Origin of the sequence: Aquabacterium sp. NJ1, assembly GCF_000768065.1 — a bacterium.
GTDB lineage: Bacteria > Pseudomonadota > Gammaproteobacteria > Burkholderiales > Burkholderiaceae_C > Aquabacterium.
On sequence record NZ_JRKM01000001.1, the window covers coordinates 1,907,839 to 1,921,967 of the forward strand.

At 63.2% G+C, this 14,129-nt stretch carries 11 protein-coding genes and 1 riboswitch; of the genes, 4 read left to right on the plus strand and 7 right to left on the minus strand.

Going from position 1 to position 14,129, the window contains the following annotated elements:
• The first annotated feature begins 10 nt into the window (after positions 1-10).
• Both JY96_RS08175 and JY96_RS08180 read left to right on the plus strand, forming a co-directional pair.
• Entirely contained in the window at positions 11-1,108 is a 1,098-nt protein-coding gene (locus tag JY96_RS08175) for an RNA methyltransferase (RefSeq protein WP_052162271.1), read from the plus strand.
• A 53-nt stretch (positions 1,109-1,161) separates the two neighbouring features.
• Positions 1,162-2,163, plus strand: a complete 1,002-nt coding sequence (locus JY96_RS08180; RefSeq protein ID WP_035036510.1) for a PEP-CTERM sorting domain-containing protein — start codon at positions 1,162-1,164, stop codon at positions 2,161-2,163.
• 27 nt (positions 2,164-2,190) lie between these two features.
• On the opposite strand, the gene JY96_RS08185 is transcribed toward JY96_RS08180, so the two are convergent.
• Positions 2,191-4,185, minus strand: coding sequence for an acetoacetate--CoA ligase (locus tag JY96_RS08185; RefSeq protein ID WP_035041736.1), 1,995 nt, complete (start codon positions 4,183-4,185; stop codon positions 2,191-2,193).
• A 97-nt stretch (positions 4,186-4,282) separates the two neighbouring features.
• On the opposite strand from JY96_RS08185, the gene JY96_RS08190 reads away from it, so the two are divergent.
• On the plus strand, positions 4,283-5,491 hold the full coding sequence (locus tag JY96_RS08190; RefSeq protein WP_200883456.1) for a serine hydrolase: 1,209 nt from the start codon (positions 4,283-4,285) through the stop codon (positions 5,489-5,491).
• Positions 5,492-5,507: 16 nt separating this feature from the next.
• On the opposite strand, the gene JY96_RS08195 is transcribed toward JY96_RS08190, so the two are convergent.
• The 4 genes from JY96_RS08195 to JY96_RS08210 form a co-directional block, all read right to left on the minus strand.
• The gene (locus JY96_RS08195) at positions 5,508-6,236 is read right to left on the minus strand and encodes an ABC transporter substrate-binding protein (protein WP_161784264.1); all 729 of its coding nucleotides are present in this window, start codon (positions 6,234-6,236) and stop codon (positions 5,508-5,510) included.
• A 138-nt stretch (positions 6,237-6,374) separates the two neighbouring features.
• On the minus strand, positions 6,375-7,562 hold the full coding sequence (locus tag JY96_RS08200; RefSeq protein ID WP_152606403.1) for a hypothetical protein: 1,188 nt from the start codon (positions 7,560-7,562) through the stop codon (positions 6,375-6,377).
• Positions 7,563-7,651: 89 nt separating this feature from the next.
• Entirely contained in the window at positions 7,652-8,635 is a 984-nt protein-coding gene (dmeF, locus tag JY96_RS08205) for a CDF family Co(II)/Ni(II) efflux transporter DmeF (protein ID WP_035036514.1), read from the minus strand.
• 35 nt (positions 8,636-8,670) lie between these two features.
• Positions 8,671-9,246, minus strand: coding sequence for a TMEM165/GDT1 family protein (locus JY96_RS08210; protein ID WP_035036516.1), 576 nt, complete (start codon positions 9,244-9,246; stop codon positions 8,671-8,673).
• Positions 9,247-9,310: 64 nt separating this feature from the next.
• Positions 9,311-9,451: riboswitch (yybP-ykoY riboswitch) on the minus strand.
• Positions 9,452-9,713: 262 nt separating this feature from the next.
• Here JY96_RS08210 and JY96_RS08215 point away from each other — a divergent pair.
• Entirely contained in the window at positions 9,714-11,795 is a 2,082-nt protein-coding gene (locus JY96_RS08215) for a serine hydrolase (RefSeq protein ID WP_035036518.1), read from the plus strand.
• Here the strand turns inward: JY96_RS08215 and JY96_RS08220 are convergent.
• Together JY96_RS08220 and JY96_RS08225 are read right to left on the minus strand one after the other, a co-directional pair.
• On the minus strand, positions 11,780-12,892 hold the full coding sequence (locus JY96_RS08220) for an ATP-binding protein (protein WP_035036520.1): 1,113 nt from the start codon (positions 12,890-12,892) through the stop codon (positions 11,780-11,782). The two genes, JY96_RS08215 and JY96_RS08220, sit on opposite strands and share 16 nt — an antisense overlap.
• Entirely contained in the window at positions 12,889-14,028 is a 1,140-nt protein-coding gene (locus tag JY96_RS08225) for an FIST signal transduction protein (RefSeq protein WP_035036523.1), read from the minus strand. The genes JY96_RS08220 and JY96_RS08225 overlap by 4 nt, the downstream gene beginning before the upstream one ends.
• Positions 14,029-14,129 lie beyond the last annotated feature (101 nt).

Genomic DNA, 14,129 nt, shown 5'->3' on the forward strand with positions numbered 1-14,129 from the left:
GAATTTCGCCATGCGCATTGAAGACATCCGCCAGCGTATGCAAGCGCTGGGCGCCAAACCCGTCCACATCCAGCGTGTGCTGCGTCTGTGGTCGCAAGCCCTGCCGCAAGAAGGTGGCAAACGCCGCCCCGAAGACTTCCTGCCGCTGGAAGTGCGCGAAGCCATGCCCGCCCTGCTGGCCGACATCCACCAGCTGGCCCGCATCCGTTCCGAGCACCCCGGTGAAGACGGCTCCGCGCGCCTGCTCGTCGAACTGGCCGATGGGCAGACCGTGGAAAGCGTGCTGCTGCCGCGTGACGGCCTGTGCGTGTCGTCGCAAGTGGGTTGCGCCGTGGGCTGCGTGTTCTGCATGACGGGCAAGGAAGGCCTGCTGCGCCAGGTGGGCAGCGCCGAGATCGTCGCCCAGGTGGCCCTGGCCCGCACACGCCGCAAGGTCAGCAAGGTCGTGTTCATGGGCATGGGCGAGCCCTCGCACAACCTGGACAACGTGCTCGAAGCCATCGAGCTGCTGGGCACCATCGGCAACATCGGGCACAAGAACCTGGTGTTCTCCACCGTGGGCGACCCGCGCGCGTTCGACCGCCTGCAAAGCCTGGAGCCTGGCCGTGTGAGGCCCGCACTGGCCTTGTCCTTGCACACCACCAAGGCCGATTTGCGCGCCCAGCTGCTGCCCCGTGCACCGCGCATGTCGCCCGAAGAACTGGTCGAACGCGCCGAGGTTTATGCACGCGCCACCGGCTACCCCGTTCAATACCAGTGGACCCTGATCGAAGGCGTCAACGACAACGTGGATGAGATCGAAGGCATCGTGCGCCTGCTCAAAGGCAAGTACGCGCTGATGAACATGATCCCCTACAACACCGTGGACGAACTCGACTTCAAGCGCCCCTCATGGGAGCGCGCCGCGGAGATCGCCCGGACCCTGCACCGCCGCGGCATCCTCACCAAGCTGCGACACTCTGCCGGGCAGGACGTGGATGGCGGCTGTGGGCAGTTGCGTGCGAGGCATGCTCATGCCGATGGGGCCCGTCCCCCTCAAGTGCGGAGGGTGCGATGGATTGACACACCCAAACCCAGCGCCGGCCCGGATAATTCGAATACCAACTAACGTGCCGGGGCATGCCGCCCACGGCATATCAATTCGTCATCGGGAGGATCTACATGCACCGCATTCGTCACATCGGTTTGGCCGCCTCGCTGCTGGCTGTTTCTTGCGCAGCCAACGCCTTCACCTTCGACCAGGACAGCTACTACGCGTCCTCAGGCCGCACCATCAGCCAGTTCTCGGCCAACGGTACGCTGTTGGACACCGTCACGCCCACTGGCCCGACGTCCCTGGGCACCGAAACACGTGGCATCGCATTCGGCGGTGACGGCCTGATGTACGTGGTCCGCGCGGACGACGTGTGGGGCAACAGTGGGCACTCTGGCGTCGATGTCATGAACGCCAGCGGGCAGGTGCTCCGGTCCTACGCCCTGGACACCGGGGTCAGCGGCAACATCGCGATGGGCAACATCGCCTTCGCCGGTGACGGCCACACCTTCTACGTCGCGGGTTATGGCGGCGTCTACCAGTTCGACAGCCAGACAACGGACGCCGGACACAAGATCATCAACGACAGCGGCTACGACCTGGCCGTGATGCCCAATGGCGACCTCATCCTCGGCCAGGAATACAGCATCGCGCGCTACACAACGGGCGGCACGCTGGTGTCCAGCTTCCGCAACCTGCAAGACCCTCAGCAACTGACTGCCGGCTTCAACGACTCGACCGACATTTCTCTGACCAATGTGCGCGGCATCGCCTATGACGCCAGCACGGACACGACCTATGTCTCCATGCTGGGCTACCACGGCGGCTCAAGCACCCAGATGAGCCACAAGATCATGGCCCTCGATGGGTTCAGCGACACCTTGAAGGGCATCACCACCTACACCTATGCCGAAGACCTGTATGCGCCGGGCAATGGCCAACTCATCGCCGGCAGCTGGGTCATGCCGCCTGGCGTGTTTGACGCGAACCTGCAAGCCAGCAAGCCGCTGGGCGACCACGATATCCTTTTCGTGACGGCCATGCCCGTTCCCGAGGCCGGCACCTCCGCCATGATGCTGCTGGGCCTGGGCGGGGTCTTGGCGCTGCGGGCATCGCGGCGCCGCGCTTGAGCGCCACACCTGGAACGGTACCCAGCCTCAAGGCTGGGCCGTCTTGTTGAACTGCGCCACATACCAGGCCAGGCAAGCCGGATTGGCCATGGCATCGGGGTTCACCACCTTGGCCAGCGGCTGCCCCAGGAACACCTTCTTGATCGGCACTTCCTGCTTTTTGCCTGACAAGGTGCGCGGGATCTCCGGCGCCTGCAAGGTCAAGTCAGGAATGAAGCGTGGCGACACCGCCACCTTGATCGCCTCGTTGATGCGCCCCTGCACCGCCGCATCCAGCGTGGCCCCCTCGCGCAGCACCACAAACAGGATCATGCGGCTGTCCCGCCCCAGGTACTCCAGATCGATCACCATCGAATCCAGCACCTCGGGCAAGGCCTCCACCGCCGCGTAGATCTCGCTCGTGCCCATGCGCAGGCCATGCCGGTTGATGGTCGCATCACTACGCCCATAGATCACACAGCTGCCATCGGTGTCGATCTTCAACCAGTCACCATGGCGCCAGATGCCCGGGTACACATCGAAGTAACTCGACAGGTAACGCGCATTGCCCTGGTCACCCCAGAAAAACAGCGGCATGGACGGGATCGGCCGGGTGCACACCAGCTCGCCCACCTCACCGATCACAGGCTGCCCCCGCTCGTTCCACGCCTCGACCGACGCGCCCAGGTAGCGGCACTGCAGCCGCCCCGGCACCAGCGGCAACTCGCGGTGCCCGCCAATGAACACCCCACAAAAGTCCGTGCCCCCTGAAATGTTGCTCCACCAGATATCGGGCGTGCCGATGCGCGCAAACTGATCCGAACCCCAACGCTGCGTTTCTTCCGACAAGGGTGAGCCGGTAGAGCCCAGCGTGCGAATGCGAGACAGGTCACCACACTGGCTCAAGTCCACGCCCGCCTTCATGCAGGCCGCATAGAACGCGGCCCCCGCGCCAAAGTACGTCACCTGGTGGCGTGCAGCAAAACGCCACAGCACCGTCCAGTCCGGCGCCTCCTTGCTGCCACCGGGGCTGCCATCGAACAGGCAGATGGTGGCGCCGGTGATCAAGCCGCTGATCTGGCTGTTCCACATCACCCAGCCCGTGGAGCTGTACCAATGGAAGCGCTCGCCCAGGCTGTTGGGCTTGTAGCTGCAGCCCACATCGCCGTGTTTGTTGCCCGCCGCACTCACCATCAGGATGCCGCCATGGCCATGCACCAAGGGCTTGGGCAGGCCGGTGGTGCCGCTGGAATACACGATCCACAAAGGGTGATCGAAGTCCAGCCACTCGGGCTCGAAAGCGCGCACGGCCTCGTCATCACGCGCGATGGCCTGCGCAAAGCGCAAGTCAGCCTTCACTGGCTGTGCGGCATACGGGCTCTCCAGCACGATCACCTTCTCGACAGTAGGCAACGAAGCGCGCAAGCCTTCCACCACCGTGCTGCGGTCCAGCCCCTTGCCCGCGTAGTGCACCCCTTCAGCCGCAATCAGCACACGCGGTGTGATCTGCTGAAAGCGATCCGTCACCGCCTGCGTGCCCATGTCCGGCGCACACACGCTCCAGATCGCGCCCACGCTGGCACAGGCCAGGAAGGCCACCACCGTCTCGGGCACATTGGGCAGGTAGGCGGCCACGCGGTCGCCCTTCTGCACCCCCAGCTCCTGAAGCGCGAGCGCAAACGAGGCCACCTGCCGGCGCAACTCGGGCCAGCTCAGCTCACGCACCTGCCCCAGTTCGTTCTCGCTGATGATGGCTTGCACACCGGCAGCCTGCGCAGCATCCACATGTCGCAGCACACGTTGCGCGTAATTCACCTTCGCCCCCGGGAACCACCTGGCACCGGGCATGCGCGCATCGGCCAGCACAGCCTCATACGGTGTGGGCGAGTGCATGCCCTCGTAATCCCAGATGCTTTGCCAGAAGGCGGTCTGGTCCTGCACGGACCACTGCCACAAGGCATCGTAGTTGTCGAAGCTCTGGCCACGCTGCTCACGCAGCCAGTCCTGGAACAGACGCATCTGGGGCACATAGGGAGGGCGCATGCTGATCGAAATGGCCATGAAGATCTGGTGACTTTATCCCAGCGGCTGCTTGCGAATATCCCGCACAATTTGCCCATCCTCACATCAAGGCATCACGATGAGCAGTTTGACGGTGACCCCGCAAGGCCATGACTTCAGCGCCCTGCACGCGGCCATGCAGCGTTATGTGGACGGCGAACTCCTCGCGGGCGTGTCATCGGCCGTGCTCGTGGGCCAGGATCTGGTGGACCTGCACTGCACAGGCTGGGCCGACAAGGAGCAGCAAAGCCCGCTGCGCGCCGACCACCTGTTTCGCATCTACTCGGGCAGCAAGCTGATCACCTCCTGCGCGGCCTTGCTGTTGCTGGACGAGGGCCGCTTCCAGCTGGACGACCCCGTCGAGCGCTACATCCCGCAACTGGGCCAGCGCATGGTGCTGCGCCCCGGCGCCACCTCCATCGACGATGTGGAGCCCGCACAAGGCCCGATCACCATCCGGCATTTGTTGAGCCACCAGTCCGGCCTGAGTTATGGCCTGCTGGACCCCGGTACGCTCATGTTCAACGCCTACCGCGAGCGCAAGATCCTGAGCCCACGCAACACGCTGGCCGACATGATCGATGCGCTGGCCGGCCTGCCGCTGCTCTTCCACCCTGGCAAGGGCTGGGAATACTCGATTGCCACCGATGTGATCGGGCACCTGATTGAAGTGGTCAGTGGCCAGCGCCTGGATGCTTTCCTGCAAGCGCGCATCTTCGAGCCGCTGGGCATGGTGGACACCGGCTTTGTGATCCCGCCCGATCAGCAACATCGCCTGGCCACGTATTACATGGGCACCGACTTCACCAAGCCCATGCAACCAGGCCTCACGCGCAATGACAACGCGCCCTACCCCAAGGCCAACCTCCAACCCGTGCCGTGGCTGTCGGGCGGTGGCGGGCTCGTTTCATCACTGGCCGACACGCTGGCGCTGTTGCGCAGCCTGATGCCTGGCGGCAAGGCCCTGCTCAAGCCAGAGACCCTCGCGATGCTGATGTCCAACCAGTTGCCCGATGGCCAGTGGATCCGCTTCCCGCGCTTTGGCGAGGTGATCGGCAAAGGCTACGGCCTGGGTGGCGCGGTGACCTTGATGCCCTCGCCCTTTGACCCACCCGCCTCCACCGGCGAGTTCCAGTGGGGCGGCCTGGCGGGCACGCACTGGTGGATCAACCCCAAGGCCAACACCGCTGGCGTGGTGATGACCCAGCGTGACATGGCCTTCTGGCACCCCTTCTCGTTCGAACTCAAGCAACTGGTCTATCAGGCGCTGCAGCCACAACAGGGCTGACCTTGTCGATCAAGGCCTACCTGGACGCCATCTCCCAGTCGAAGCTGTTGAGGTACTTGTCGACGACCTTTCTGACCTCATTGCGGCTTTTCAGGCGGGCCACGGCGGCCCTCAAGGCGGCGATGGTTTCATCATCGGCCGTCTTTTTCGAAAAGTGCAGTTCGAAGGTCTGCGTGCTCAAGACCAGCGGCTTGCCAAACTGCTCTTTCTTGATGCCCAGGAGATAGGCGTTGTAGAAGAGACCGATCGACGACCCCAGGGCGGCATCGATCCGGTCATTCATCAGCATCTTGAGCATCTGCGAGTAATCCGACACCTGGTACTTCTGGATATCGGCTTCGGCATCGAAGGCATCATCAAAGCGCCCGCCTCGGGGTGTGCCCACCACCTTGCCCCGCAAGTCGGCAAGGCTTCGGCACTTGAGCGCAGGCTTGCCCACCACAATCGTCGGCAAGCTCAGCACACCAGCGACGGGAATGGCGCCTTCGGCGAGCTCCGTACTTCGGTAGCGCAGCACAAAGTCCGCATCGCCGCGCGCCACCATGTGCGCCGAACGCGCATACGGCGTGATCTGGTTGGTATAGGTAAAGCCGGCTTCTGTGGCGATCCGGTTGCCGATCTCGTACATCATGCCGGTGGGCTTGCCATCTTTCCCGACGAAGCCAAAAGGCGCCGACTCGATGGTGACGATGCGCAGCTCCTTGGCCATGACGCCATGCAGCCACATCAGCGACAACAGGCCCACACCGAGCCTGCACAGCCGCGTTCCGAGTGTCCGAGCGCCAAGAGCCACACCGCGAGACATCAACCCCTCCATGAAGAGAGGGCATTATGACTTCAATGCAGCCTGTCGAGCGGCCATGAACCAGGGGGCGGCAGCAGTTCACCGCGGCCGCAGCAGGTCGTCGATCATGGCCTTGACCGCCTTCATCTGCGGTGCATCCTTGCGGGCAAAGGGCGGGCTGCTGCTGAACAAGCCGGCGTCACCCAGGGGGCTGGTGTAACCCCAGAAGTCCCAGCAGCCTTTGGGGTTGTACTGGTAAGGGCTCGCCAGGCTGCCCACCGTGCTGGCCTTTACCTGCGGGTACAGCACGACAATGCCCCCACTCTCTGCCCACGCGTTATAGCCAGCGCCCGTCACGAACTGCGTGCCGAACTCGTGCCCGTTGGCCTCGAAACTCTGCCCCTGCTCGCATCCATGAAAGGCCACGTGCAGCCTGCAATGGGCGCCAGCGTGCTCGCAGGCCTTGGGCACGTACAGCCAGCCGGTGCTGTCCAGGCCGCTGAAGACCTTCTTGTCGCCATAACGCGCCTGATTGAAGCGCTTCAGCGAACCCTTTTCATCGGCCACACCGGCTTGCCACGCGGGCGAGCCGGGGTAGAGCCACTTGAGCAGCTCACCCGCCGCATCCACATGGCATTGCGTCAGAAAAGGCGTCTGCGTGATGCTGCATTCCAGCTTGGCCCGAGGGCTGGGAAAGCCGTGCCCCGCGTCGGCCAGGTCCTCGCGGTGGATCTGGGCTGGTGGCACCTGCATGTCCTTGTAGTAGGTTTCAACTGCCGTGACCAACTGCCTGTCCACCACATGATCCTGCCCGCCCGAGAAGAGCCAGATGCGGTGGCGGGCCAGGTTGCTGCTGGCGTCGATGCCACCGGCCGCTTCGTTGTTGCGGGTGGCGCGCTCACTGAAGCCGACGTAGTCTTCCTGGTTGAGCACCTGGCACCCACCGCCAAACGCATGCGCCAGAACCAGTGCAAAAGGTGGGTCGGCCGGGCAGGAACAGTTGAGCATCGCCCGGCCCACCGAGCCATGAGAGCAGCCATACGGGCCACCGGCTATCACCGCCGCACCGGCCAGCGAGCCTGAGTAGGCCACCTGGAACTGCCCGGCCATGTAGGCGCCCGAAGACAAGCCCGATACGGTGACCGCATCGGCTTGCAGGCCCAGCGCGGGCAGGCGAGCCAGGTCCTTGGCGCTGGCCGCAAAGGGCGCGTAAAGCCCCAGCAGGCAGAGGCTCAACAAACACCAGAGGGCGCGCACGCGGCGACCCCATTCAACCCGAATGGCCATGGCAAGCTCCTGAATGAATTGGATATTTGCTGCAGCGCAGCAAACCCAGCATACACAGGTGAAGCCGCCTTGACAATGACGCTGCCGCGTCAGCGGTGATGCACCTCGATCGTCGCGTGCACGATCTCTTCGTGCACCTTCAAGGCCTCACGAATCACGGCGGGTGTGAGCGCAGGGTCACCCGTCACCACCGTCAGGGCACATGAGTAAGCCCCCTTGCCGACCCGCCACACGTGCAGGTCGGTGAGGTGGCTGTCGGCATGGGCATCCAGTTCGGCGATCACCTCGCGGATCTCGTCCACCACGGGGTGGTCCATCTCGCGGTCCAGCAGCACCTTGCCGGTTTCGATGATCAGGCCCTTGGCCCACACGGCCACCAGCACGGCGCCCACCAGGCCCATCACCGGGTCCAGCCAGGAACAGCCATACATCCAGCCACCGATCAGCGCCAGGATGGCCAGCACGGACGTCGCGGCATCGGCCAGCACATGCACATAGGCTGACTTCAGGTTGAGGTCATGCTGGTGCTCATCGTGGCCGTGGTGATCGTGGTGCGCGTGACCATGGCCGTGCCCATGATGGTGCTCGTGTCCACCATGATCGTGGTGATGATGGTCGTGTGCGCCACCCAGGATGAAGGCACACACCAGGTTGACCACCAGCCCGATCACCGCCACAACCAGCGCCTCGCGGTAATGGATGGGCTCGGGCGTCACCAGGCGCTCCACCGAGCCGAAGATCATCAGCCCCGCCACGCCCACCAGGAACACCGCGCTGGCAAAGCCCGCCAGCACCTCGATCTTCCAGGTGCCAAAGGCAAAGCGCGGGTCACGCGCATAACGGCGTGCCGCGGCATAGGCAAAGGCGCTCAGGCCAATGGCGATGGCGTGCGAGCTCATGTGCCAGCCGTCAGCCAGCAGGGCCATGGAGTTGAACCACCAGCCGGCGGTGATCTCCAGCACCATCATGGCCAGCGTGATCCACATCACCAGCCGCGTGCGGGTTTCGGCCTGCTGGCTGCCTTCGTCAAAGATGTGCTCATGGATCCACTGGGACAGATCGGTCTCACGCATACAAGGTCCTTTTTCTTGCCTGGTCTGGCGCCCGCTCAGGCAAACAGCTTGTCGATCTTGAACAGGGTCAGCAAGCCCATCACCGCGAAGATGGCCGCGGCAATGCCGTGCACCAGCTTCATCGGGATCTTCTCGGCAAAACGGTTGCCCACGAACACGGCCGGCACGTCGGCGATCAGCATGCCCAGCGTGGTGCCCGCCACCACCCACAGGGGGTTGGCGTAATGCGCCGCCAGGGCCACGGTGGCCAGCTGGGTCTTGTCGCCCATCTCGGCCAGGAAGAAGGTCACCAGCGTGGCGCCGAACACGCCCAGCTTGTGTGCCACCTTGGTTTCTTCCTCTTCGATCTCGTCGGGGATCAGTGTCCAGATGGCCATGCCGATGAAGCTCAAACCCAGCACCCAACGCATGATGTCCGGGCTGACCATGGAGGTGATCCAGGCGCCCAGGGCACCGGCCAGGCCGTGGTTGACGAGGGTGGCCACCAGGATGCCCAGGATGATGGGCACGGGGCGCTTGAAGCGCGCCGCCAGGATGAAGGCCAGCAATTGGGTCTTGTCGCCGATTTCAGCGAGGGCGACCACACCGGTCGAAACGAAGAGGGATTCCATCAGAAGTCCTTGGCTGGTGCATGCGCATGACCATACGCCGCCCACCAGCCGTGAAGCAGCACATGGTCAGACGTCTTGCCAAGAAAAAAGCCGCTGGCTGTTGAAAACCAGGGCTGTAACCGCCGGCGCCATGGCCCTGTGGGGCCAATCATGTTGACGCAGGCCACCTCGCAATGAGGTGCAGCTACTCCCGAATGACGGGGGCGAGTGTACCAAAACAACGGCGCCCATCCCCCACGCGGGGGCGTCAAGGCACCGGCACACGCAAACCAAAACCGGAATCCGCCACCGCCCCTCTCGATGGGGCCAACCCACCTTGGGGGGAAGCGAACAGGCCGCCAGACGCCTTCAATGGCGACCTGTCAGCACGGCACGGCGCCCCAACGGTCACCCCCAAGAAGGGCAAGCCAAGCAACCTTCAACCGCGCTGCACCGTGCAACCCGATTTTTTGTTCTGGAGAACCTCTGTGAAAACCTCGACCCGCCAGCGCCTCAAGCGCAGCACCCTCACCCTCGCCAGCTTCGCCGCCGGTTTTGCCGCCACCTTCCTGCCCCTCACCGCCATGGCCGCCGCCACCCTGCAGGTGGTGCAAGGCAGCGGCGAGTTCCAGACGCTCGACACCGCCGTCACCGTGACCGCACCCACCGCTTTCACCATGCAATGGACCACCGACCAAGTCGGCGCCGCGGGCGGCACCTGGAAGGTGAGCAATGCCAACGGCCAGGTCGTCGCCAGCGGTGAGGCCACACCGGCCCCCGCCGTGGGCCACTTCCTGCGCTTCACCATCCCGCAAAACGCCTTCCTGCCCGCCTCGGTGGCCAGCACCCAGAAGTTCAACCTCAGCATCCAGCCGCACAACGGCGTGATGCAGGCCATGGGCGCCGCCTCGCCCAATGTGCTCATCACCGAAGTACCTGCCACCACCACGCCGCCCATCGTGTTCGGGCCCAGCGCCAACTTCCCCAAGGTCGACATCGTCAACTACGAAGAGAAGATCGGCGTGGTGCCGCTCACCCAACTGCACTACGCGGGCGCCGACATCACCCTGCGCATCACCAACAAGAGCAAGGTCGTGACCGATCCCGCCTGGCTGGCCGTGAAGGACACCAACCTGCTGATGCGGCAGAACACGTCGGGCGTGAGCATCCCCTCGTTGCAACCCGGTGCCTCCACCACCGTGAGCGTGCACCTGGATGCCGTGCTGCCGCCACCCACCTCGCAGATGCCGGAAGAGCAGCAGTACAACCAGTGGAATGCGCAATACCGCAATGTGTGCGGCCCGCAACTGAGCAGCGTGCTGGACTGGCGCGGCCCTCAGGCCCAGACGCCGATTGGCTCACACCTTGAGTCTCTGCTTGTCAAGGAAGGCTGGCGCGATTACGCCAAGGTGCCGCCCAGCACGCCCATCTGCCAGGGCAACCAGTGCGTGCGCGTGTGTGACATCGAAAAGAACATCCACGCCCAGCTGGATGGCAAGGTCACGGGCTACTCGTACTTCGTGGGCCAGTACCCCAAGTTTGGCCATCACGGCGATGCCCGCACGGCGGCCGCCGCGCCTGAAACCGCGTTCAAGTCCAACACCAAGATCACGGTGGCCAGCGTCAGCAAGCTGGTGACCACGATCGCGGCCGTGCGCCTCATCGACCAGAAGGCCGCCAGCATGCCGCTGGGCCTGGACACGCCCATCGGCGCTTACCTGCCATCGGATTGGGCTCTGCAGAGCAAGTACATCAAGAACATCACCTTCGCGCAGTTGCTGGGCCAGCGCAGCGGCATCAAGGACTACGGCAACGTGTCCATGGACTATGCGCAGCTCAAGAAGTTCTTCACGCAAAGCACCAATGCGATGGCCAACACCTCGTGCCAGGGCTCGGGTGTGAAGAACCCCGCCAACCCGGTGAACGTCAATGACCAGAGCTGGTGCTACAGCAACTACAACTTCGCCATCATGCGTGTGCTGCTGCCCAAGGTGGCCGGCTTCGCCGAAGACGCCAACCAGGCCACCCGCCCGCAGACCCTGGCCAACCAGTACACCTCGCTGGTTCAGCAGAACGTGTTCAACCTCGTCGGCCAGAACGGCGTGAGCTGCAAGCCACCCGTGAACTCGACCAACTACGCCTTTGCCTACAAGGGCCCCGGCAGCAACGCCCAGGGCACGGACTGGGGTGATGTGTCGCTGATCTGCGGTGCCGCTGGCTGGTACCTGTCGGTGGAAGACATGGCCAAGGTGATGCTCAGCCTGAACGCCAAGGACGGCAAGATCCTGGCGGCCTCTGGTGGCAAGGACCTGTTCAACACCATGCGCCTGCGTGGCCTGGGCTGGGACGTGGACAACAACGGCGAGCTGGAGAAGAACGGCGGCTGGGGCGCCAACTGCGATGGCAACAATGTGTGCGACAACATCACCACCTCGGTGGCCATGTTCGGCCCGGTGACCGGCCCCCGCGTGCTGGGCGTGCTGTTCATCAACTCCAACATCACCGGTGGCGGTGGCGCCCAAGGCGTGCTGGAGAAGGCTTACAACCAGTCGCTCTACATCAAGCCCTGACGCTCAGGCGCCTCACTCTCAGCCTGGCGCACGGGTAGCACGACCCTGAACGTGGTGCCCGCACCCATCTGGCTACTCACGGATATATGCCCATGGTGCTTGTTGACGATGCCGTAAGACAGCGACAAGCCCAGGCCCGTCCCTTTGCCAACCGGCTTGGTGGTGAAAAAGGGATCAAAAATCCGCTTGAGGTGCTCATCCGATATACCGTGGCCCTCATCGGCGATTTCCACAAACACCTCATCGGCACCGGCCATACCCGTCCGGATCGTGATCTTGCCGCGCCGTTCATGCATCGCATGGGCGGCGTTCACCAGCAAATTCATCAACACCTGGTTGATTTGAGAGGGCATGCATTCGATATCTGGAATCTGGCCATAAAGCTTGACCACCTCGGCAACGTACTTGATTTCGTTGTGCACGATGTTCAGCGTGCTGTCCAGACCTCTATGCAGACTGGCCCATTGCCACTGCGCCTCGTCAACATGAGAGAAGTCTTTGAGATCCTGCACGATCTGCTTGACACGACTGATGCCATCGTTGGACTCGGCCAACAAGGCAATGAGGTCTTCGCGCAAATACGCCAGATCAAGCGTGGCCCGCATGGCCGACATCTGGGAGCTGGCCTCATCGGTCAGATCTTTTTCGTGCACCTCGTAGGCCGCAATCAGCTCCAGCAAGTCATCCACATACTTGCGCAAGGTGCCGATGTTGGAGCCCACAAAGCCAATGGGATTGTTGATCTCATGCGCGACACCAGCGGCCAGCTGGCCGATTGACGCCATTTTTTCTGCCTGCAACAGCTGATGATGCGCCTCCTCGAGGCGCTTGATCAGGGCCTGCTGATCGGCCTTTTCCTTCAGCAAGGCTTGCTCTACGGCCTGTCTCTGGGCCAATTGCAACTGCAACTGCGCGTTGCGCTCCGTCAATTCCTCCGACATCAACTCTAAGGTGCGTTCGATGGAATTGCGATCTACATCGGCATCACGATAGGCATCGCTGATCGCGGAGAGAAAAGCATCCAACTCCCCCGGTGCAACCGAAACCTTCGACAGATGCCGAAGAATCTGGCGCTCAAGCAGTTTGTGGTAAGTCACGATTCTGCAAAGGTTGTGATGGTCATGGTCTGGTTGTGCAACTCGCACTTGGTCACGCCGCCGTGCGGACATATCTCGCCGTACGAATAGAAGCCGGCCAGCAAAGCCTGCGGGCCCAGAACCTGCCGAACCCCTTCAAGCTCTTCCTCCACCCGTTGCTTGAGCACCAACTTGCGTCCCACGCAGCTGATCAGCACAGCCAATGCGGGCGCGAAACTGTCGAGTCGCTGCAATCCAGAGCGCGCAGCGCCCGCTGCGCCGTCAATCAAACGATCGAAATTGGCCTTCATCAGCGTGGCACGCGAACCCTGTGGCACGTCGCCCGCAAATGTCATGCTCCCACCGACATCATCCACAGACAAGATCGTACGCACGACGCTGTCATGGATATTTTCGCCACGCAAGGACAGGGGAAAGGACAAGGCGCTGGACGGCAACTGAGCCGCGTAATCCTTCCCCAGGTACCGTTTGTAGAGCGCCAGGGCAGGCTGACCATCCAGCTCGTACAACACATTGCCATCGGACCTTGTGACCAGGCGCTCTGGGCCGAAGGTATCCCATCCGCCCAAGGAGCCATAGCCGACCCGCAGTCGTGCGCCATAAAAGCCAATGGCAACGACGGCGTTCGCCATGACCTCACCGCCAGCACACACCATGGTTTGCTTGAAGCGATCACCATCACCGGCCAGCCCACCAGTAACCGCCACGGTGGATGGCAGACTTTCCCGCAGGCCTCTGGCCAGCGCCGTGCCGTTCACCGAGAGTCCGTCGGACAGCACCATCACATGCGCCAGGCCAGGCAGATTCAGCGCATGGCCCAAGGTCGAGCCAGCCTGATAGCTGTCCTGCATGCCGTCGACCGTGGCCGTGGCCATGCGCACCTGCGTGTCCGAGAAATGAACGGCCGTGGCCACCAGCGTATCGTCCTGGACACGTGTATCCAGGATCTCTCCCGCCGTGGAGCACCCCACGATACATGCGTGTGGATACGCTGCAGCCAGCCCGGCCAACGCATCCGTGTTGTTGAGCGCCTCCGGCGCGCCAAACGCCAGCACCCACTGGGCGGCCCCTTTCTGCTCAGGACGGGAGCCGGACCAACCGTTCGCGAGACTCCAACTCAATTGTTCAACCTGCATGGCGAGACTCCGAATGGGTGGGAACAGGGCGTCCGTACTTTCGGCCACGCAAGCGAATAAATGAGTCGATGCGCGCAACGCGACGGGCGAGCGCGTGATGT